The sequence below is a fragment of the Streptomyces sp. NBC_01520 genome (assembly GCF_045040375.1).
Taxonomy (GTDB): domain Bacteria; phylum Actinomycetota; class Actinomycetes; order Streptomycetales; family Streptomycetaceae; genus Streptomyces.
In genome coordinates this window covers 4,785,383-4,806,167 of sequence record NZ_CP109404.1, presented here as the reverse complement: position 1 = coordinate 4,806,167, position 20,785 = coordinate 4,785,383, and the positions used below count along the sequence as shown (strand labels likewise).

Sequence of the window (20,785 nt, the reverse complement as noted above, 5' to 3'; positions counted from 1 at the left end):
TCTCGATGGGGTAAGCGACTACCAGCGGTAGTGCGCGAAGGCCTTGTTGGACTCGGCCATCTTGTGGGTGTCCTCGCGCTTCTTGACAGCTGCGCCAAGACCGTTGGAGGCGTCGAGCAGCTCGTTCATGAGGCGCTCGGTCATGGTCTTCTCGCGACGGGCGCGGGAGTAACCGACGACCCAGCGGAGAGCGAGGGTGGCGGCGCGACCGGGCTTGACCTCGATCGGCACCTGGTAGGTGGCGCCACCGACACGGCGGGACTTGACCTCGAGCGAGGGCTTGACGTTCTCAAGCGCGCGCTTCAGCGTGATGACCGGGTCAGCGCCGGTCTTCTCGCGGAGGCCTTCCATGGCGCCGTACACGATCCGCTCGGCGGTGGAACGCTTGCCGTCGAGGAGGATCTTGTTGATCAGCGAGGTGACAAGAGGAGAGCTGTAGACCGGGTCGATGATGACCGGGCGCTTCGGGGCGGGGCCCTTACGAGGCATTCTTACTTCTCCTTCTTGGCGCCGTAGCGGCTGCGGGCCTGCTTGCGGTTCTTGACACCCTGGGTGTCGAGCGAACCGCGGATGATCTTGTAACGAACACCCGGCAGGTCCTTCACACGGCCACCACGCACGAGCACGATGGAGTGCTCCTGCAGGTTGTGCCCCTCACCCGGGATGTAGGCCGTGACCTCGATACCGGAGGTCAGACGCACACGCGCGACCTTACGGAGCGCCGAGTTCGGCTTCTTCGGGGTAGTCGTGAACACACGCGTGCAGACGCCACGACGCTGGGGCGAACCCTCGAGCGCGGGCGTCTTGTTCTTCTCGACCTTGTCCTGCCGGCCCTTCCGGACCAGCTGCTGGATCGTAGGCACTACTTCTCCGGTTTCTGTGTGCCGTTCGTGAAACTAACCTGGAACACTCACCGACCCACGCGGTCGGGTGTGTCGAACACTGCAAGCTCCTGCCCTGAGGCAGAAGGAGCGCAGATTGCGGTGGCCACTTACGGACTCGCCATGCGGTTGAGGACACGCACCCGAGCCCAGGCACACCCCAGGCACAAGGCTTGAGCGTACCTACCTCACGGAGCTGGGTCAAAACAAATGCCCGGGAGCGCGGCCCGCACGGGCCCGGAGGGCGCCGTGGCGAGATACAACGGGCCAAATCCGGCTTTCTCCCTGCGGGCGACGCTCACTGCCAGTAGTTTGACCTGCCCGCTGCGTCGGCGGGCGGGCCACCGGAGCGGCCACCGCGGCAGCGGGACGGGTCGGGCCTAAAACGGGGCGTCCGCGCCGGGGCGGGACGGTCAGCGCGTGATGCGCAGGGGGGCACGATGACCATGCTCGAACCGCCGGGGGGCCGCGGACTGGACGACCGCGTCCCTTTCCTCGCCAGGCTGGAGCGGGCGGACCGCGCCGCGCTGCTCGCCCTCGGCGGCACGCTCCGCTTCGGAACGAGGTCGCCGCTCATCCACCAGCAGGAACCGTCCTCCCACGTCCTGCTGATCACCGAGGGCTGGACCAAGGTCACCGCCTCCGCGGCGAACGGCTACGAGGCGCTGCTGGCCCTGCGCGGCCCCGGCGACATCGTCGGGGAGTCATCGGCACTGACCGGCCGCGCGAGATCGGCCACCGTCACGGCGCTGGAGCCGGTGGAGGCCGTGGCCGTTGAGCACGACCGCTTCAGGGAGTACCTGTCCCGGTCCCCTGCCGCGGCCTTCACCCTCCTCGGGCTCACTTCCGACCGCACCAGGGCGGCCGACCGCCGCAGGCTGGAATTCGCCTCGCTGACCGTGCGGGAACGGTTCGCCGTACTGCTGCTCGATCTGGCCCGCACCCATGGCGTCCGCACCCAGGAGGGCATCGAGCTCACCGTGCCCCTGAGCAAGCAGGAGCTGGCCGGTTCCGTCGGGGCGTCCCGGGAGATGGTGCAGCGGCTGCTCAGGGATCTGCGGGCCCGGCAGGTGGTGTCGACCGGCCGGCGGACCCTGCTGATCCTGCGGCCCGACGTACTGCGCCGGATTGCCCGGGCGCAGGATCCCGCGGACTGACCCGGGGCCCTGCGCCCGGCCCGCTCCTGACCGTATGTACACACGGTCACACTTCCAGTGGGTCATCTGCCCTCACCGGTCCGGGCCCGGCGGGCCCAGGCTGCTGCCACCGCAGATCACCGAAAGGCAGCCATGACCGATCCCGTGAGCCGCACCATCCTGCTGTTCGACATCGAGCGCTTCAGCGACCGCGACGACATCGAGCAGAACTACCTGCGGCGCATGCTCTACGACATCGCCGACCGCACACTCACGGCGGCCGGGATCGAGGAGAGCCGGCGGGTCCGCGCCGACCGGGGCGACGCGGTCATGGAGCTGATCGACGCGAACGCCTCGGTGGCCGCGCTGCTGCGGGCACTGCTGACCGAGACCCCCGTGCAGCTGCACGGGGTCAACCGGATGGCGTCGAGCAGCGCCCAGATCCGGCTGCGGGCCGTACTCGCCACGGGATACGTCGCCATCGACGAGCGGGACGGCTGGGTGGGCTCCGACCTGAACCACGCCTGCCGGCTGCTGGACGGCGACGTGCTGCGGGCCGCGCTGCGGGAGCGCACGGGCGATCTGGCGCTGTGCGTGTCCGAGGACGTGCACCGCGGGATCGTGCGGCACGGCCATCCCGGCATCGTGCCGGAGGAGTTCCGCCCCGTCACCGTGGCCGGCAAGAACGGCCCGATGAAGGCCTGGCTGCACGGCACGGTGCCAGGGGCGGGAACGGCCGCGTCGGCGTACGGGGACGCCGCGGCCGGAAGGGCGGAGGCGGCGCACGGGGGCGTCACCTCCGCCGCGGGGGGAGCGGCGCGCGGGGGCGCCGACGGCGGGTCGCCGGAGGGGACGGACGGGGGCCCCTCCGGCGATCCGGCGTCCGGGACGGCGGGCGGCGCCGTGTTCCACTTCCACGGCGGCGCGCCCTCCTTCGGCGGCGGCCTGGCCGGGCGTGACCTGCACGGGGTGAGCGGCGGACACGTCTCAGGGGATGTCGTGCTCGGCGGAACCGGCGACGGCCGCCCGGCGGACCTCCGCAGCCCCCGCCCCGTCGACACGGACGACCCCGCGGACGGCGGTGCCCTCCGATGAGCCAGGATCCGCCCGGGCCGTCCGGCCAGGGCCCCGACGGCGCCGCCGGCACCCTCGGGGCGGCGTCAGGCGGCGCTCCCGACGCGTCCGAGGCACCGAAGGCCGGGGACGGCGCGCCCTCCCCCGCGCCCGACGCCCCGGAGGAGGAGGCGGAACAGCCGCAGGACGCCTGGAGCGCGCGCCGTGACCTCTACGCGCACAGCCCCGGCATCATGGTCGGCGCCTCGGCACGCTTCGAGGGCGGGCTGAGCGGCCGCGACCAGCACGGCGTCAGCGGAGGGCACGTCGTCGGCGACGTGATCATGGGCAGCAAGACCGAGATCTACCAGCTCGGGGTGTCCAGCGACGCCCACACCTCCGGCCTGGTCCCGCAGGACAGCCTGGACCGGACGGCGGCCCTCTTCGTACCCGGCGGGGACGGGTCGGTGTTCACCGGGCTCGTGGAGCGGCTGCGGACGGAACGTGTCCTGGTGCTTTCCGGGCAGCACTTCACCGGCCGTCGCACCGCCGCCCTGATGCTCCTGAACCGGCTGGGCGCCACCCCCGTACGCTCTCTCGACCGCGACACCACCCCCGCGGCACTGGCCGGTCTGCTCGACGGCGCCCGCGGCCATGTGCTCTGCGACCTCGCGCTCCGGCGTGACCTGCCCCTGCGCGACACGCACCTGCTGGCCCTGCGGGAGAGGCTCGTCGAGCAGGACGCCTATCTGGTGATCACCGTCGACCCGGCCGCGGCGCTGGAGGACGTGTCCGTCGCGCACTGGCAGCCGCCGCAGTCGCGTGCCGTCCTGGAGGCCCATCTGGCGGCCCGGCCCGGCGGTCCCCCCGGTCTCGGAGCGGAGGCCGGGGCACTGCTGGAGCACCGTGCCGTCAAGGAGTTCCTGGACCGCGGCCACCAGTTGCGCGAGGTGGCCGCCTTCGCACGGCTGCTGGCCCGCGTCGCGACCGGCCGGGCCGCGGGGCACGAGCTGGAGCACTTCTCGCTCGCGGCTCTGGAGAGCCAGGTCGAGGAGTGGTTCGGCGATCCGTCGGCCTCGCTCTCCGACAAGGCGTTCCTCGTCTCGCTCGCCGCGTTCAACGAGGCGCCGTACGCCCTGACCGCCGAGCTGAGCGATGTGCTGTACGCGCTGCTCCAGAAGACCGAGGACCCCTCGAAGCCTCCCCTCGTACCTGTCTTCGGCAACGCGGCGGGCGGGCGGCTGAACCGGGCGCGCGCCGAGCGGTACGAGGAGAACGAGGTGACCGAGTGGGGTCCGGTCGCCCAGCGCAAGGCCCGGTACCGCGACGACCGCGCCGCACTCGTCCTGCTGCGTGAGGTGTGGACCGGCCACCCGTCCGCCCGCCCGGCCCTGGTGGCCTGGCTGGACCGGCTCGCCGACGACGGGCGCCCTCTCGTACGGACCCGTGCCGCCTCGACCGCGGCCGTGCTCGCGGCGGCGGACCTGCCGTCGGCAATGGCCCTCGTCATCACCCGCTGGGCCACGTCCCGCCGTTACCGTCAGCGACTCGTCGCGGTCAACGCGCTCACCCTGGCCCACTTCCTCGGCGCGCCCAACATCCTGCGGATCCTGGACAGTTGGTGCACCGGCGGTGATCGCAGGGAGCGCTGGACAGCGATCCGCACCTACGCCCTGATCGGCCCCGCCCATCCGGCGGAGGCCCTGCTCGCCCTGCGCTCCGCGGCCCGTACGCACTTCGCGGCGGGCGACGGACGCGGCGGCGACACCGACAGGCTCGCCGAGGAGGTCGACGAACTCTCCTCGTCCGTGGCCCTGTTGCTGCTGTCCCCGGCCGGCGGACAGGTGCTGGCCGAGATGGAGAGCTGGCTGGGCGACGAACCCGCCCTGCGCGATCTCGCCCTGCGTGCCTTCCTGTACGCCTGCGCGCATCCCCAGGACGACGATCCGGCGGAGTCCCCCGCCCCACTGCTCGAGTGGTACGCCCAGGCGGCCGCCGCGCGCGCCCCGCAGGCCCGGGACCTCACGGACCTGTGGACGGCCGCACTCCGCGACCGCCACCACACGGACGACGCCCTCGCGGTCCTGCGCGCGTGGACATGGTCCGCGGACCACGCCCCTCGCGCCGAGGCGGCCCTGGCCGCCCTGCTGACCGACCTCGTCGAGACCGACACCGACCGCAGGCGGCTCGCCCATCTGCTGCGCACGATGCCCGCCGAGGACGGCGGTACGACACCGCCGCCGGTCGCGGGCCGGCTGCTTGCCGTCGTCGATCCCGGCTGAACCAGCCGTACCCGTCAAGGAGAAGAGTTCAGATGGCCGACTTCCGCCGTCCGCCCGAATGGCAGCAGAATGCCGACCGCCACACGCAGCTGACCGATCCGGTGCTGACCGTGCGGCAGCTGACGCGCTTCGAGTACGTGACCCGCAAGCCGGTCACGCAGGTCGATCACGCGCTGGTGTTCGTCACGTCCAGGGGTGAGTACGACACCTTCCTGCCGCCCCACCGCCCCCTCCGCGCCGACATGGCGACCCGGCGCTACACCGCCGTCTACGAGGTGGACATGGGGATCCATCCGGTGCGCACGGAGCTGGCCCTGCCCAGTGACAACGACGCGTTCGAGTTCGGCGTGGCGGTCGACCTGTCCTGGCAGGTGCTGAAGCCGGACGTCTTCGTCAGGAGCGGCCACCGCCACGTCCCCGAACTCCTGCTGGGCGAACTGCAGCAGGCCGCACGGCCGGTCACCCGGGCGTTCCCCGTCCATCGCAGCGCCGAGGCCGAACAGGCGGTACTGCGGGCGGTGGAGGCGCGCGGGCAGCTGGGGGCGACGGCCGGGCTCCTGGTCACCTGGACCGTGCGGTTGCGCAGGGACGACGACAACATCGCCCACGAGAAGCGCAAGCAGGCCATCGAGCACCAGAGTGCGGAGCAGGTCCTCATCGCCCGGCGCGGCATGGACATCGATCTGGAGGCCGACCGCCGCTCCCGGCAACAGGACCAGCTCCTGACCGGAAGGGCCCTCGAACACCAGCGGCAGCAGCACGAACTGGCCATGCAGCAGCAGGCGCTCCAGCACCAGCACGCGCTGCTCGCGGGCCGTCAGGACCTGGAGCTCCAGGTCCTGACGGCAGAGAAGATCAATTTCTACGCCTACCACCTCCAGCACGGCGGTGTGCACGCCTGGGCGCTCCACCTCTCCGAACACCCGGAGGACTCCCGGCTGGTGATGCAGTCCATGCGCGACGACCAGCTGCGGCTGATCCAGCAGCAGAAGGAGCTGGTCTCGGAGCTGCTCGGGGGCAAGCACGCGGAGGCGTTCGAGCTCGACGGGCCGAAGGAGCTCGCGCTCAGGACGGTCACCGAGATCCTCGCGCAGCGGCTGCCGGGAGTGGCCGACACCGTACCGAGCCCGGTACCGCCGGCCTCGCTCCCACCGGCGGACGCCGTACCTGCGGAGCCCGTTCCCTCCGCGCCGCAGTCACTGGGCGGGATCGTTCCCGGGCAGCCCGTCACCGCGCCACCGGTGGCCGGATCCCAGCCCCCGGCCGACGGTGCGCAGGTCCACGCGGCAGCACCGTTCGACGGGTACGTGCCGCCCCCGGCCTACGCACCGGCTCCGGGCCGGCAGCCGTCCTACGGCCCCGCGGTCACGGCCTCGCCGGGGCCTGCCGTGCCACCGCCGTACGGCTTCCCGCCCCCGCAGCCTCCCGTCGCGCCGACCGTTCCGGCCGCCGGACCGCCCCCGATGCCCGCCATGCCCTTCGCCGCCCCGGCGCACGCCGCCGGACCGCAGCAGGGCCCCGACCCTTGGCAGGACGCGGCACCGACGCAGGGCGCGGCACCGTCGCAGGGCGCGGCACCGTCGCAAGGCGCGGCACCGTCGCAGGGCCCCGACCCTTGGCAGGGCGAAGCACCGTCGCAGGGCGCAGCACCGTCGCAGGGCGCAGCACCGTCGCAGGGCGCAGCACCGTCGCAGGGCGCAGCACCGTCGCAGGGCACGGCTGCCGAGCCACAGGGCGAGCCTTCCGCCAAGGGCCTGGAAGGCGGGCCGTCGTGACCGCCGACCCGGCCCCGGTGCCCTCGGAAGCGGCCTCCCTGGAGGCTGCCGGGCGGCTGCTCACCGACGCCCGCAGCGAGATCGCGCGCGCCGACAGCAAGGCCGCGGTGCTCGCCGGGGCCCTCGGGGTGACGGTGGGCGTCCTCAGCGGGTTCCTGTCGGCCAGGCGCCGGCACCCGTGGGACCTGAGCGGACTCAGCGGCGTGCTGTGGTGGGCCGGGGCCTGCTGCGTGGCACTGGCCCTGCTGTCCCTCCTCATGGCGATCCTGCCGCGGTACCGGCCGAGTACCTGGGCACCTGGACAGCCGCTCACCTACTTCGCCGACACCCGGCGGGCCCATTCGCGGGGACTGCTCGCACAGGCACTGGCCGACACGGCCCGCTCCCCGGCCGACGCCCTGCTCGTCTCGCTGGCGGAGACCAGCCGCATCGTCGCGGACAAGCACCGCTGGATACGGATCGGTCTGGCCGCCTTCTTCCTCAGCACCTTCTTCTTCCCGGTCGCGGGGCTCCTGGGCTGAGCCGCCCCGTCCACAGGAACCGCGCCCGCGCCGCACACCCCGAGGAGCCAGCCCGATGACCCACCCGCCCGGCCATGACGCCCCACCGCCGGAGTACCCCGGCCCCCCGCCCACGTACCCCGGCACGACCGCGGACACCGCACCCGCATATCCCGGCACACCCACCGACACCGCACCCGCATACCCCGGCACACCCACCGACACCGCACCCCCGTACCCCCACGTCCCGCCTCCTCCGCCGCCCCCGGCGTACCCCGAGGCGCTCGGCCCCGCGCCTGCCCCGGTTCCGGTGCGGCCCGGACGCCACCCCCACGAGATGGACTTCGAGCAGCGCCGTGTCCATCTCACCGCCCGCCAGCGGGGTGCCGACGCCACCGCCCTGAGCCGGCTCCTCGTCCAGGTGCCCGCGTTCCTCTGCAGCCTCGCCGTCGTGACCGGCTTCGCGTCGGCGTTCTTCGGATCGGCCGCCTGGCTTCCCGTCACCCTCTGGGTGCTCAGCGGCGCCCTGGTCTTCCACCGGCCCACCGAGGGCTTCCTCGCCCGCAGGCTGCTGCGGCTGCGCGTTCCGACCGCCGCCGAACGGGCCCGGCTGGAACCGGTGTGGCGGGAGGTCACGGCACGGGCGGGCGTCGACCACCAGGGGTACGAGCTGTGGATCGAGGAGAGCGACGGCATCAACGCGTACGCCGCGGCCGGCCACATCGTCGGCGTCACCACCTTCTCCCTGAACCACCTGCCCAACGGCCAGCTGGCCGCCACGCTCGCGCACGAACTCGGCCACCACACGGGCGGCCACGCCTGGGCCTCTCTGCTGGGCCACTGGTACGCACAACCGGCCGAGCTGACCTGGCGGGCGATACGCGCGACGTCGCGGTTCGCGCTGCGCGTGGCACGCGTCATCTCGCTGCCGGCGACAGGAGTCCTGGTCCTGCTGTTCGGCTGCGGGCTGCTGGCCTTCGTCGCCGCGGCCTGGATGGTCATCCTGCCGATGGCGGTCGCTCCGTACCTGCTGGCCCTGGTCAACAGGAGGTCCGAGCTCCGGGCCGACGCACACGCGGCAGGCCTGGGCTTCGCCCACCCCCTCGCCGGGGTCCTGCACACCATGCGGGCGCACGAGGAGGCCTCGCTCGCGGCTGCGGGCCCCCTGGCCCCCCGTACCGGCGGCCTCGCCAAGCTGCTGTCCTCGCACCCCGACTACGCGGACCGTCTGCAGCACCTCCAGCCGTACCTGGACGACCGACCGTCCCGGTGACACAACACCGGGCACGCCGAAGGGCGGCCACCCCGTACGCAACGGGGTGACCGCCCTTCGGTCGTGTCAAGCGACTCGCTTACTGGTTGTACGGACCGTAGTCGTAGTCCTCCAGCGGAACGGCCTGGCCGGAGCCCGTGCCGAACGGCGAGTAGTCGATGTCGTCGTAGCCGACGGCCGAGTACATCGCGGCCTTGGCTTCCTCGGTCGGCTCGACCCGGATGTTGCGGTAGCGGGACAGACCCGTACCGGCCGGGATGAGCTTACCGATGATGACGTTCTCCTTGAGGCCGATCAGGGAGTCCGACTTGGCGTTGATCGCCGCGTCGGTCAGGACCCTGGTCGTCTCCTGGAAGGACGCCGCCGACAGCCACGACTCGGTGGCGAGCGAGGCCTTGGTGATACCCATCAGCTGCGGACGGCCGGAGGCGGGGTGACCGCCCTCGGTGACCACACGACGGTTCTCGACCTCGAACTTCGACCGCTCGACGAGCTCGCCCGGCAGCAGTTCCGCGTCGCCGGACTCGATGATCGTCACCCGGCGCAGCATCTGCCGGATGATGATCTCGATGTGCTTGTCGTGGATCGACACGCCCTGCGAGTTGTAGACCTTCTGGACTTCGCCGACCAGGTGGACCTGGACCGCGCGCTGACCGAGGATCCGCAGCACGTCGTGCGGGTTCGTGGCACCGACGGTGAGCTTCTGGCCCACCTCGACCGCATCGCCCTCGCCGACCAGCAGACGGGCACGCTTGGAGATCGGGAACGGCGTCTCCTCGCTGCCGTCGTCCGGAGTGACGACGAGCTTCTTGGTCTTCTCGGTCTCCTCGATCCGGACCCGGCCCTTGGCCTCCGAGATCGGGGCGACACCCTTGGGCGTACGCGCCTCGAAGAGCTCGACGACACGCGGCAGACCCTGCGTGATGTCGTCACCGGCCACACCACCGGTGTGGAAGGTACGCATCGTCAGCTGGGTACCGGGCTCACCGATGGACTGGGCGGCGATGATGCCGACCGCCTCACCGATGTCGACCAGCTTGCCGGTGGCGAGCGAGCGTCCGTAGCAGAAGGCACAGGTGCCGACCGCGGACTCACAGGTCAGGACCGAGCGGGTCTTGACCTCCTCGACGCCGGCGCCCACCAGGGCGTCGATCAGGACGTCACCGAGGTCGACGTTGGCAGGCGCGATGACCTTGCCGTCGACGACGACGTCCTCGGCCAGCATGCGGGCGTACACCGAGGTCTCGACGTCGTCCGTCTTGCGAAGGACACCGTCGGCACCCTTGACCGCGATCTTCAGCTTGAGGCCACGGTCGGTGCCGCAGTCCTCCTCGCGGATGATGACGTCCTGCGAGACGTCCACCAGACGACGGGTCAGGTAACCCGAGTCGGCGGTACGCAGGGCGGTGTCCGCCAGACCCTTACGGGCACCGTGCGTGGAGATGAAGTACTCCAGAACGGTGAGGCCCTCACGGAAGGACGCCTTGATGGGACGGGGAATCGTCTCGTTCTTGGCGTTCGACACCAGACCACGCATACCCGCGATCTGACGCATCTGCATCATGTTTCCTCGGGCACCCGAGTCGACCATCATGAAGATGGGGTTCGTCTTCGGGAAGTTCGCGTTCATCGCCTCGGCAACCTCGTTGGTCGCCTTGGTCCAGATCGCGATGAGCTCCTGCGTGCGCTCGTCCTTGGTGATCAGACCACGCTCGTACTGCTTCTGGACCTTCTCGTCCTGCTCCTCGTAGCCCTTGACGATGGCCTTCTTGGCCTCGGGGACGACGATGTCGGCGACAGAGACGGTGACCCCGGAACGGGTCGCCCAGTGGAAGCCCGCGGCCTTCAGGTTGTCGAGCGTCGCCGCCACGATGACCTTGGGGTAACGCTCGGCCAGGTCGTTGACGATCTCGGAGAGCTGCTTCTTGCCCACCGAGTAGTCGACGAACGGGTAGTCCTCGGGCAGCAGCTCGTTGAAGAGCGCGCGGCCCAGGCTCGTACGCAGCCGGAAGGTGTCACCCGGCTGGTACTCGGGCTCGCCCTCCTCGGCGACCGGCGGCACCCAGCCACGCGGGGGCATGGTGCCCACCGGGAAGCGGATGTCCACCTGTGCCTGGAGCGAGAGCTCGCGGGCGTCGAAGGCCATGGTCGCCTCGGCCGTGGAACCGAACGCCCGGCCCTGACCGATGACCTTGCGCTCCTCCTCGTCCGTGGTGAGGAAGAACAGGCCCAGCACCATGTCCTGGGTCGGCATGGTGACGGGACGACCGTCGGCCGGCTTCAGGATGTTGTTCGAGGACAGCATCAGGATGCGGGCCTCGGCCTGCGCCTCCGCGGAGAGCGGAAGGTGCACGGCCATCTGGTCACCGTCGAAGTCCGCGTTGAACGCGGTGCAGACGAGCGGGTGGATCTGGATGGCCTTGCCCTCGACCAGCTGGGGCTCGAAGGCCTGGATACCGAGGCGGTGCAGGGTGGGCGCGCGGTTCAGCAGCACCGGGTGCTCGGCGATGACCTCTTCGAGGACGTCGTACACGACGGTGCGGCCACGCTCGACCATGCGCTTGGCCGACTTGATGTTCTGCGCGTGGTTCAGGTCCACCAGGCGCTTCATCACGAACGGCTTGAAGAGCTCCAGCGCCATCGCCTTCGGCAGACCGCACTGGTGCAGCTTGAGCTGCGGACCGACGACGATCACGGAACGCGCGGAGTAGTCCACGCGCTTGCCGAGGAGGTTCTGACGGAAACGGCCCTGCTTGCCCTTCAGCATGTCGCTGAGGGACTTCAGGGGACGGTTACCGGGACCGGTGACCGGGCGACCGCGGCGGCCGTTGTCGAACAGCGCGTCGACGGCCTCCTGCAGCATCCGCTTCTCGTTGTTCACGATGATCTCGGGGGCACCGAGGTCAAGGAGACGCTTGAGGCGGTTGTTGCGGTTGATCACACGGCGGTACAGGTCGTTCAGGTCGGAGGTCGCGAAGCGGCCACCGTCCAGCTGCACCATCGGACGCAGGTCCGGCGGAATGACCGGCACGCAGTCGAGCACCATGCCCTTGGGCTTGTTGCTGGTCTGCAGGAACGCCGAGACGACCTTGAGGCGCTTGAGCGCACGGGTCTTCTTCTGGCCCTTGCCGGTACGGATGATCTCGCGGAGGCGCTCGGCCTCCTCGTCGAGGTCGAAGGACTCCAGGCGCTTCTGCAGGGCAGCGGCACCCATGCAGCCGTCGAAGTACGTGCCGAAGCGGTCACGCAGCTCGCGGTAGAGCAGCTCGTCGCCCTCGAGGTCCTGGACCTTGAGGTTCTTGAAGCGGCTCCACACCTCGTCGAGACGGTCGATCTCGCGCTGCGCACGGTCGCGCAGCTGCTTCATCTCACGCTCGGCACCTTCACGCACCTTGCGGCGCACGTCGGCCTTGGCACCCTCGGCCTCAAGCTCGGCCAGGTCGGTCTCGAGCTTCTTGGCGCGGTTCTCGAGGTCCGAGTCGCGACGGTTCTCGACCTGCTGGCGCTCGACGGAGACGTGAGCCTCCAGCGACGGGAGGTCGCGCGTGCGGCGCTCCTCGTCGACGAACGTGATCATGTACGCGGCGAAGTAGATGACCTTCTCGAGGTCCTTCGGCGCGAGGTCCAGCAGGTAGCCCAGGCGCGACGGGACACCCTTGAAGTACCAGATGTGGGTGACGGGAGCGGCAAGCTCGATGTGGCCCATGCGCTCACGGCGCACCTTGGCGCGCGTGACCTCCACGCCACAGCGCTCACAGATGATGCCCTTGAAGCGGACACGCTTGTACTTGCCGCAGTAGCACTCCCAGTCCCGGGTCGGACCGAAGATCTTCTCGCAGAAGAGTCCGTCCTTCTCGGGCTTGAGCGTGCGGTAGTTGATGGTCTCCGGCTTCTTCACTTCGCCGTGGGACCAGGTCCGGATGTCGTCCGCGGTGGCAAGGCCGATCCGCAGCTCGTCGAAGAAGTTGACGTCGAGCACTTGTCGTCAATCCCTCTTTCGGGGGTTCGAGCCCCCTCGCTTCACGCGAGAAATCGGGGCACTTCAGCAATGGTCTGAACGGGTCCGGGGAGAGCCGGCCGGATCACGAGGATCCGGCCGGCCAACCCGTCAGACCTCTTCGACGCTGCTCGGCTCGCGCCGGGACAGGTCGATACCGAGCTCCTCCGCCGCGCGGAAGACGTCCTCGTCCGTGTCACGCATCTCGATGGACATGCCGTCCGAGGACAGCACCTCCACGTTGAGGCAGAGCGACTGCATTTCCTTGATGAGCACCTTGAAGGACTCGGGAATGCCGGGCTCGGGGATGTTCTCGCCCTTGACGATCGCCTCGTAGACCTTCACGCGGCCGGTCACGTCGTCGGACTTGATCGTCAGCAGTTCCTGGAGGGCGTATGCGGCGCCGTAAGCCTCAAGGGCCCACACCTCCATCTCACCGAATCGCTGCCCACCGAACTGTGCCTTACCACCCAGCGGCTGCTGCGTGATCATGGAGTACGGTCCGGTCGAACGGGCGTGGAGCTTGTCGTCGACCAGGTGGTGCAGCTTGAGGATGTACATGTAGCCGACCGAGACGGGCTCGGGGAACGGCTCGCCGGAGCGGCCGTCGAACAGGTTGGCCTTGCCCGAGGGCTGGACCAGCCGGTTGCCGTCGCGGTTCGGGATCGTGGCCTCGAAGAGGCCGGTGATCTCGTCCTCGCGCGCACCGTCGAAGACGGGCGTGGCGACGTTGGTGCCGGGGGCGACCTGGTCGGCGCCGATGGCCTGCAGGCGCTTGGCCCACTCGTCACCGAGGCCGGAGACGTCCCAGCCGCGGCTGGCGAGCCAGCCGAGGTGGATCTCCAGGACCTGTCCCGGGTTCATTCGGGACGGGACACCCAGCGGGTTGAGGATGATGTCGACCGGGGTGCCGTCCTCCAGGAACGGCATGTCCTCGATCGGCAGGATCTTGGAGATGACGCCCTTGTTGCCGTGACGGCCGGCGAGCTTGTCACCATCGGTGATCTTGCGCTTCTGCGCGACGTAGACGCGGACCAGCTGGTTCACGCCCGGCGGCAGCTCGTCGCCCTCTTCGCGGTCGAAGACTCGGACGCCGATGACCTTGCCGATCTCACCGTGCGGGACCTTCAGCGAGGTGTCGCGCACCTCGCGCGCCTTCTCACCGAAGATCGCACGGAGCAGACGCTCCTCCGGGGTCAGCTCGGTCTCACCCTTGGGCGTGACCTTGCCGACGAGGATGTCGCCGGCGACGACCTCGGCACCGATACGGATGATGCCGCGCTCGTCGAGGTCGGCGAGGACCTCTTCGGAGACGTTCGGGATGTCCCGGGTGATCTCCTCCGGGCCGAGCTTGGTGTCACGGGCGTCGACCTCGTGTTCCTCGATGTGGATCGAGGAGAGGACGTCGTCCTGCACGAGGCGCTGCGACAGGATGATCGCGTCCTCGTAGTTGTGGCCCTCCCACGGCATGAACGCCACGAGCAGGTTCTTGCCGAGCGCCATCTCACCGTTCTCGGTGGCCGGCCCGTCGGCGAGGACCTGGCCCTCGATGACCCGGTCGCCCTCGGAGACGACGACCTTCTGGTTGACCGAGGTGCCCTGGTTGGAGCGCGAGAACTTGGCGATGCGGTACGTGGTGTACGTGCCGTCGTCGTTGGTGACGGTGATGTAGTCCGCGGAGACCTCCTGGACCACACCGTCCTTCTCGGCCTTGAGGACGTCACCGGCGTCGGTGGCGCAGCGGTACTCCATGCCGGTGCCGACGAGCGGCGCCTCCGACTTGATGAGCGGCACCGCCTGACGCATCATGTTCGCGCCCATGAGGGCACGGTTGGCGTCGTCGTGCTCCAGGAAGGGGATCATCGCGGTGGCGACGGACACCATCTGGCGCGGCGAGACGTCCATGTAGTCGACGTCGTCGCCCGGGATGTAGTCGACCTCTCCGCCACGACGGCGGACCAGGACGCGGGGCTCGGTGAACCGCATGTCCTCGGAGAGCGTCGCGTTCGCCTGGGCGATCACGAAGCGGTCTTCCTCGTCGGCGGTGATGTAGTCGACGTCGTCGGTGACCCGGCCGTCGACGACCTTGCGGTACGGCGTCTCGATGAAGCCGAACGCGTTGACGCGGCCGTACGAGGCGAGCGAACCGATCAGACCGATGTTCGGGCCTTCAGGAGTCTCGATCGGGCACATGCGTCCGTAGTGGGACGGGTGCACGTCACGGACCTCGAAGCCGGCCCGCTCACGGGAGAGACCACCCGGGCCGAGAGCCGACAGGCGGCGCTTGTGGGTGAGACCCGACAGCGGGTTGTTCTGGTCCATGAACTGCGACAGCTGGCTGGTGCCGAAGAACTCCTTGATGGAGGCGACGACCGGCCGGATGTTGATCAGGGTCTGCGGCGTGATCGCCTCGACGTCCTGGGTCGTCATGCGCTCACGCACGACGCGCTCCATACGGGCGAGACCCGTACGGACCTGGTTCTGGATGAGCTCGCCGACGTTACGCAGACGACGGTTGCCGAAGTGGTCGATGTCGTCGGTCTCGACGACGATCGTCCGGCCGGACTCACCGACGGTCTCGAGCTCACCGGCGTGCAGCTTCACCAGGTACTTGATGGTCGCGATGATGTCGTCGCTGGTGAGGACACCGGCGTCGAGCGGCTCGTCCGCGCCGAGCTTCTTGTTCACCTTGTAGCGGCCGACCTTCGCGAGGTCGTAGCGCTTCGGGTTGAAGTAGAGGTTCTCGAGCAGCGTCTGAGCGGCCTCGCGCGTCGGCGGCTCGCCGGGACGCAGCTTGCGGTAGATGTCGAGCAGCGCGTCGTCCTGGCCCTGGGTGTGGTCCTTCTCCAGGGTGGCGCGCATGGACTCGTACTCGCCGAACTCCTCGAGGATCTGCTCGGTGGTCCAGCCGAGAGCCTTCAGGAGAACGGTGACGGACTGCTTGCGCTTGCGGTCGATGCGGACACCGACCATGTCGCGCTTGTCGATCTCCATCTCCAGCCAGGCACCCCGGGACGGGATGATCTTGGCGGAGAAGATGTCCTTGTCGGACGTCTTGTCGATGGAGGAGTCGAAGTAGACACCCGGCGAGCGGACCAGCTGCGACACGACGACACGCTCGGTGCCGTTGATGACGAAGGTGCCCTTGTTGGTCATGAGCGGGAAGTCGCCCATGAAGACCGTCTGGGACTTGATCTCGCCGGTCTCGTTGTTGGTGAACTCGGCCGTGACGAAGAGCGGCGCGGCGAACGTGAAGTCGCGCTCCTTGCACTCGTCGATGGAGTTCTTCGGGGGCTCGAACCGGTGGTCGCGGAACGTGAGCGACATCGACCCGGAGAAGTCCTCGATCGGCGAGATCTCCTCGAAGATCTCTTCCAGGCCGGACTTGGTGGGGACGTCTTGTCCGCTGTCCAGAGCAGCCTCGACGCGACCCTTCCAGGCGGCATTGCCGAGGAGCCAGTCAAAACTCTCGGTCTGCAGCGCGAGGAGGTTCGGAACCTCGAGGGGCTCCCTGATCTTTGCAAAAGAGATGCGCAGCGGGGCGGTGCTGGCACCGTTGTTCGTATTCGAGGTCGAGGCGTTGCGCGAGGCGGCCAAGAGGGGGTCCTTCCGAGGGCTCGGACTCACTACGCGCGTACCGGCCCCAAGCCGCACACAGAGACAGAAATCCCAAGGTCAGGGAAAAGTCGGTCATCGATGCTAGGCGTGGGCATGCCCCTGGTGACGGGCAGGAGGCAGCTAACAGGCAGCGCAAAGGGTCAGTGTAGCCAAGCGGCACACTGATGTCCAGTCGGGGTTCTCAGAGACCCACGTTGCTCTCAACAGCTGTTCTCAACACCTATGAATAGCCCTCGCGCGGTGTGCGCTCTTCTTTACTGCCCTCTTCGTTCTCGATCCATGCCTCGGATGCGGATCGAGATGACGACGCGTCCTGAGAATTGCGCGCCGCGTGCGGTTCGTCAAGGCCCCGAGGCCGGGACGGATCCCCGGCGATCTTCACCTGGGCCCCCAGGACGCCCGTTGACGCCCCCTGGGAGACGCACGGCGAAGATCACCCTACTCGTCGCCGCCGGAAGATCAAGGCAGCCTCCTGGGGTACGCCAAAGGGCGACCACCCGGATGGGTGATCGCCCTTTGCGATGTGACATCCCCGCCTCGCGGCAGGGACGGTCCTGAGGAGTCAGATGACTCGCAGGGTCACTTGACCTCGACGGAGGCGCCGGCGCCCTTGAGGGACTCGGCAGCCTTCTCGGCGGCCTCCTTGGCGACCTTCTCGAGGACGGGCTTCGGGGCGCCGTCCACGAGGTCCTTGGCCTCCTTGAGACCCAGCGAGGTCAGCTCACGCACGACCTTGATGACCTGGATCTTCTTCTCGCCGGCACCCGTGAGGATGACGTCGAACTCGTCCTGCTCGGCCTCGGCCTCGGCGGCGGGACCACCGGCGGCGGGACCGGCAACGGCGACGGCCGCGGCGGCGGTGACGTCGAACTTCTCCTCGAACGCCTTAACGAACTCGGAGAGCTCGATGAGGGTGAGCTCCTCGAACTGAGCGAGCAGGTCTTCCTGGCTGAGCTTCGCCATGATGGCGTCCTTCCACTAATTCGGCAGGTGCCGGATGTATATGTAGGCGGGCGTACGGGCCCGCTTCGAGCCGTGGACGCGGAGTGTTACTCCGCCACCTCGGCGTCGGCGGGAGCCGGCGTACCGGCACCGCCCTGCTCGGCCCTCTTGGCGCGAAGCGCTTCCGCGGTGCGGACGAACTTCGACGGCAGAGCCTGGAAGAGCTGCGCAGTCTGAGTCTGCTTGCCCTTCATGGCGCCGGCCAGCTTGGCGAGCAGAACCTCGCGGGACTCGAGGTCCGCGAGCTTCTTGATCTCATCGGCGGACAGCGCCTTACCGTCAAGGACACCGCCCTTGATGATGAGGTTGGGGTTGTCCTTGGCGAAGTCACGAAGACCCTTCGCCGACTCCACCGGGTCACCGGTGATGAAGGCAACCGCCGTCGGACCTGCGAACAGGTCGTCCAGCGTGTCGATCCCGGCCTCGTTGGCCGCAATCTTGGTCAGCGTGTTCTTCACCACGGCGTACTGGGCGTTCTCACCGAGCGAGCGACGCAGCGTCTTGAGCTGCGCCACGGTGAGACCCCGGTACTCGGTCAGCACAGCGGCGTTCGAGCTGCGGAACTGGTCCGTCAGCTCGGCTACCGCGGCAGCCTTGTCGGGCCTTGCCATGAGCGTCGGCCTCCTTCCGGGTGATGAGGACCGCTCAGAAGGGGCCGGGAAAGACGAAACGCCCCGGCGCAGGCGCCAGGGCGTAGCTCGACCGGACGGAATCCGGGAGCTTTCCACAGTCACCTGCGCAGGTCGTCCGTTCTCGACGGATCCTTCGGTCACCGTCCCTCTTGCGAGAGCGCGGTAACGACCAGCGGTCTTTGGCTTCCTGTGGAGAGTACGCGACCGGGGCCGCGCCGAGCAAATCCGTCCCGGTTCGACCGGTGCGGGAGGTTTGGGACGAGGCCGCCCAGGGGTCAGGAGGCGCCCGCGGTGCTGCCCTGCTGCTTCAGGATGTCCTTGAAGTCGACCGTGTCGCCTGCTGCGGGCTTCTCCACCGCGACGTCCGTGCCGTAGTCGCTGTAGAAGACCGTCGAATTGAGCTCGCCGGTCTTCGTCGCGCCCCGCTCGGTCTTCTTCACCAGCAGGTTGTCCTTGTCGACCCAGATGTCGACCGTCTCGGTCGTGATACCGAGCTGTTCGAGCTGCTTCTTGAAGGCGGCGAGCTGCGTCGCGTCCAGCGACGAGCTCTCCGCGGTCAGCTCCGCCACGTCGACCGTGCCGGAGTAGTGCGTCGTGGCGACACCCTCCACATCCTCCTGGCCGACCTCCTTGACGTCGCCGGAGGCCAGCAGCGCGTTCACCCCCTGCTGCGGGGTGCTGTTCTGCATCTGCTCCCTCATGACCTCGCCGGAGGCTCCGGCCAGCTCGGCCAGGTCCGCGTAGCCGTAACGGATCCAGTGCTTGCCGCCCACGTTCGCCGCGAAGGCTTCGCCCATGTTGGCGTAGTACTCGTCCTTCAGGTAGCGGGCCCGCATCGTGCCGTCGCCGCCCGCCTGCTTCAGGGCGTCCCCCATGGTGCCTCCGGTGTACGTGACCTCCAGCTCACCGGTGATCCCGTCCGTCCAGGCGATGGCACCGGACTGCTCCATGGACATGCTGCTGCCCATCACCGTGGTGCCCTCGACCTTGGCCGAGTCGGCATCGCCGGTCTCCTTCTGCACCAGGCGCAGGGCGGCGACGGCCTGGGTGTTCACCGCACCGCCGGCGTCACGCCCGCCGTCCGCCCCCGAGGGTTTCGGGGAGCCGTCCGGTCCACTGCAGGCCGTCACCGATATCAGCGCCGCTGCCGCGGCCAGCGAGAACCCCGCACGCCGAACCGTCTTGATCGTCATATAGCACTCCACCCCTTGCTCACTGAATTCCTTCTACGGATACGAGGACGGGCCCCGCACCTCGAAAGGTTGCGGGGCCCGTCACATGCCGTGAAACGGCTACCGGGTGAGCACGGGGGCTCAGACGGAGGCCGGGTCCTCCTCGACGAGGAGGTTGCGCACGCGGTTGGAGTCCAGCGGGATGCCGGGGCCCATCGTCGTGCTCATGGTCGCCTTCTTGATGAAGCGGCCCTTGGCGGCGGACGGCTTCAGACGGAGGATCTCCTCCAGCGCCGCGCCGTAGTTCTCGACCAGCTTGGTGTCATCGAACGACGTCTTGCCGATGATGAAGTGCAGGTTCGAGTGCTTGTCGACGCGGAACTCGATCTTGCCGCCCTTGATGTCGTTGACAGCCTTGACGACATCAGGGGTGACGGTGCCGGTCTTCGGGTTCGGCATCAGACCACGCGGACCGAGCACGCGGCCCAGGCGGCCGACCTTGCCCATGAGGTCCGGGGTGGCGACGACGGCGTCGAAGTCCAGACGGCCCTTCGCCACCTCGTCGATGAGCTCGTCGGCGCCGACGATGTCGGCGCCCGCGGCTTCCGCGGCCGCAGCACGGTCACCGGTCGCGAAGACCAGGACCCGGGCGGTCTTGCCGGTGCCGTGCGGGAGGTTCACGGTGCCACGGACCATCTGGTCGGCCTTGCGCGGGTCTACACCCAGCGCGAAAGCGACCTCGACGGTGCTGTCGAACTTCGTGGAGGCGGTGTCCTTGGCGATACGGACGGCCTCGAGCGGGGCGTACTGGCGCTCCCGGTCGATCTTCGCGTCCGCAGCGCGGAGGTTCTTGCTGCGCTTCACTTCTACTCCTGTGGGTTCAGAGTGTGGAGTCGTGGTGCGGACCAGCGCTTGGTCCTACCACTTGGGGCTTGAGGGGCTGACTCAGCCTTCGACCGTGATGCCCATGGAACGGGCGGTGCCAGCGATGATCTTCGACGCGGCGTCGAGGTCGTTGGCGTTCAGGTCGGGAAGCTTCGTCGTGGCGATGTCGCGGACCTGGGCAGCCGTGAGCTTGGCAACCTTGGTCTTGTGCGGCTCGCCGGAGCCCTTCTCCACGCCCGCGGCCTTGAGGATCAGCTTGGCGGCCGGCGGAGTCTTCGTGATGAAGGTGAAGGAGCGGTCGTCGTAGACCGTGATCTCCACCGGCACGACCATGCCACGCTGCGACTCGGTCGCGGCGTTGTAGGCCTTGCAGAACTCCATGATGTTGACGCCGTGCTGGCCGAGCGCGGGGCCGACCGGCGGCGCCGGGTTGGCCGCACCGGCGTTGATCTGGAGCTTGATAAGCCCCGTGATCTTCTTCTTCTTGGGAGGCATTGCTCTCTCCGGGTCCTAGTGAGAGTGTTTCGCCGCCATTCCGGTCATCCGGATGGAGGCATACCGCACAACGATAACGGGTAC

At 69.0% G+C, this 20,785-nt stretch carries 15 protein-coding genes; 6 read left to right on the top strand and 9 right to left on the bottom strand.

Going from position 1 to position 20,785, the window contains the following annotated elements; genetic code table 11:
* Positions 1-18: 18 nt before the first annotated feature.
* Positions 19-489, bottom strand: coding sequence for a 30S ribosomal protein S7 (gene rpsG, locus OG524_RS21900; protein WP_018101248.1), 471 nt, complete (start codon positions 487-489; stop codon positions 19-21).
* A 2-nt stretch (positions 490-491) separates the two neighbouring features.
* Positions 492-863, bottom strand: a complete 372-nt coding sequence (gene rpsL, locus OG524_RS21895; RefSeq protein ID WP_003948652.1) for a 30S ribosomal protein S12 — start codon at positions 861-863, stop codon at positions 492-494.
* A 458-nt stretch (positions 864-1,321) separates the two neighbouring features.
* Here rpsL and OG524_RS21890 point away from each other — a divergent pair, with 458 nt between their 5' ends.
* The 6 genes from OG524_RS21890 to OG524_RS21865 all read left to right on the top strand — a co-directional run bounded on the left by OG524_RS21890 (position 1,322) and on the right by OG524_RS21865 (position 8,900).
* Entirely contained in the window at positions 1,322-2,038 is a 717-nt protein-coding gene (locus OG524_RS21890; protein ID WP_405389147.1) for a Crp/Fnr family transcriptional regulator, read from the top strand.
* A 132-nt stretch (positions 2,039-2,170) separates the two neighbouring features.
* A complete protein-coding gene (locus OG524_RS21885) occupies positions 2,171-3,112 on the top strand; it encodes a hypothetical protein (RefSeq protein WP_405811555.1) in 942 nt (313 codons plus the stop codon).
* Complete coding sequence (locus tag OG524_RS21880) at positions 3,109-5,352, top strand: hypothetical protein (protein ID WP_405389149.1); 2,244 nt, start codon at positions 3,109-3,111, stop codon at positions 5,350-5,352. The genes OG524_RS21885 and OG524_RS21880 overlap by 4 nt, the downstream gene beginning before the upstream one ends.
* A gap of 32 nt (positions 5,353-5,384) precedes the next feature.
* On the top strand, positions 5,385-7,127 hold the full coding sequence (locus tag OG524_RS21875) for a hypothetical protein (RefSeq protein ID WP_405811554.1): 1,743 nt from the start codon (positions 5,385-5,387) through the stop codon (positions 7,125-7,127).
* Positions 7,124-7,648 (top strand): Pycsar system effector family protein, encoded by a 525-nt coding sequence (locus OG524_RS21870; RefSeq protein WP_405811553.1) that lies wholly within the window; start codon positions 7,124-7,126, stop codon positions 7,646-7,648. The genes OG524_RS21875 and OG524_RS21870 overlap by 4 nt, the downstream gene beginning before the upstream one ends.
* 55 nt (positions 7,649-7,703) lie before the next feature.
* Positions 7,704-8,900 (top strand): M48 family metalloprotease, encoded by a 1,197-nt coding sequence (locus OG524_RS21865; RefSeq protein WP_405811552.1) that lies wholly within the window; start codon positions 7,704-7,706, stop codon positions 8,898-8,900.
* Positions 8,901-8,979: 79 nt separating this feature from the next.
* Here the strand turns inward: OG524_RS21865 and OG524_RS21860 are convergent, their stop codons facing one another.
* From OG524_RS21860 to rplK, 7 genes are all read right to left on the bottom strand, one after another.
* Entirely contained in the window at positions 8,980-12,879 is a 3,900-nt protein-coding gene (locus OG524_RS21860; RefSeq protein WP_384494139.1) for a DNA-directed RNA polymerase subunit beta', read from the bottom strand.
* Positions 12,880-13,008: 129 nt separating this feature from the next.
* Complete coding sequence (gene rpoB / locus OG524_RS21855; protein WP_405389155.1) at positions 13,009-16,494, bottom strand: DNA-directed RNA polymerase subunit beta; 3,486 nt, start codon at positions 16,492-16,494, stop codon at positions 13,009-13,011.
* A 600-nt stretch (positions 16,495-17,094) separates the two neighbouring features.
* Positions 17,095-17,478 carry a 50S ribosomal protein L7/L12 gene (gene rplL / locus OG524_RS21850; RefSeq protein ID WP_103517760.1) on the bottom strand — a complete coding sequence of 128 codons (384 nt, stop codon included), beginning with the start codon at positions 17,476-17,478 and terminating at the stop codon, positions 17,095-17,097.
* A gap of 86 nt (positions 17,479-17,564) precedes the next feature.
* Positions 17,565-18,128 (bottom strand): 50S ribosomal protein L10, encoded by a 564-nt coding sequence (gene rplJ, locus OG524_RS21845; RefSeq protein WP_384494133.1) that lies wholly within the window; start codon positions 18,126-18,128, stop codon positions 17,565-17,567.
* A 296-nt stretch (positions 18,129-18,424) separates the two neighbouring features.
* Positions 18,425-19,342, bottom strand: a complete 918-nt coding sequence (locus OG524_RS21840; RefSeq protein WP_405389156.1) for a hypothetical protein — start codon at positions 19,340-19,342, stop codon at positions 18,425-18,427.
* Between the two features lie 120 nt (positions 19,343-19,462).
* Positions 19,463-20,185 (bottom strand): 50S ribosomal protein L1, encoded by a 723-nt coding sequence (gene rplA, locus OG524_RS21835; protein WP_056796660.1) that lies wholly within the window; start codon positions 20,183-20,185, stop codon positions 19,463-19,465.
* A gap of 81 nt (positions 20,186-20,266) precedes the next feature.
* Positions 20,267-20,701 carry a 50S ribosomal protein L11 gene (gene rplK / locus OG524_RS21830; RefSeq protein ID WP_384494130.1) on the bottom strand — a complete coding sequence of 145 codons (435 nt, stop codon included), beginning with the start codon at positions 20,699-20,701 and terminating at the stop codon, positions 20,267-20,269.
* Positions 20,702-20,785: the final 84 nt, after the last annotated feature.

Excerpts from the sequence above, each read along its gene's own strand:
- OG524_RS21840 (WP_405389156.1), bottom strand. The coding sequence starts at position 19,342 with ATGACGATCAAGACGGTTCGGCGTGCGGGGTTCTCGCTGGCCGCGGCA.
- rpsG (WP_018101248.1), bottom strand. The coding sequence starts at position 489 with ATGCCTCGTAAGGGCCCCGCCCCGAAGCGCCCGGTCATCATCGACCCG.
- rplK (WP_384494130.1), bottom strand. The coding sequence starts at position 20,701 with ATGCCTCCCAAGAAGAAGAAGATCACGGGGCTTATCAAGCTCCAGATC.
- rplJ (WP_384494133.1), bottom strand. The coding sequence starts at position 18,128 with ATGGCAAGGCCCGACAAGGCTGCCGCGGTAGCCGAGCTGACGGACCAG.
- OG524_RS21885 (WP_405811555.1), top strand. The coding sequence starts at position 2,171 with ATGACCGATCCCGTGAGCCGCACCATCCTGCTGTTCGACATCGAGCGC.
- OG524_RS21890 (WP_405389147.1), top strand. The coding sequence starts at position 1,322 with ATGACCATGCTCGAACCGCCGGGGGGCCGCGGACTGGACGACCGCGTC.
- OG524_RS21875 (WP_405811554.1), top strand. The coding sequence starts at position 5,385 with ATGGCCGACTTCCGCCGTCCGCCCGAATGGCAGCAGAATGCCGACCGC.
- OG524_RS21865 (WP_405811552.1), top strand. The coding sequence starts at position 7,704 with ATGACCCACCCGCCCGGCCATGACGCCCCACCGCCGGAGTACCCCGGC.
- OG524_RS21880 (WP_405389149.1), top strand. The coding sequence starts at position 3,109 with ATGAGCCAGGATCCGCCCGGGCCGTCCGGCCAGGGCCCCGACGGCGCC.
- rplL (WP_103517760.1), bottom strand. The coding sequence starts at position 17,478 with ATGGCGAAGCTCAGCCAGGAAGACCTGCTCGCTCAGTTCGAGGAGCTC.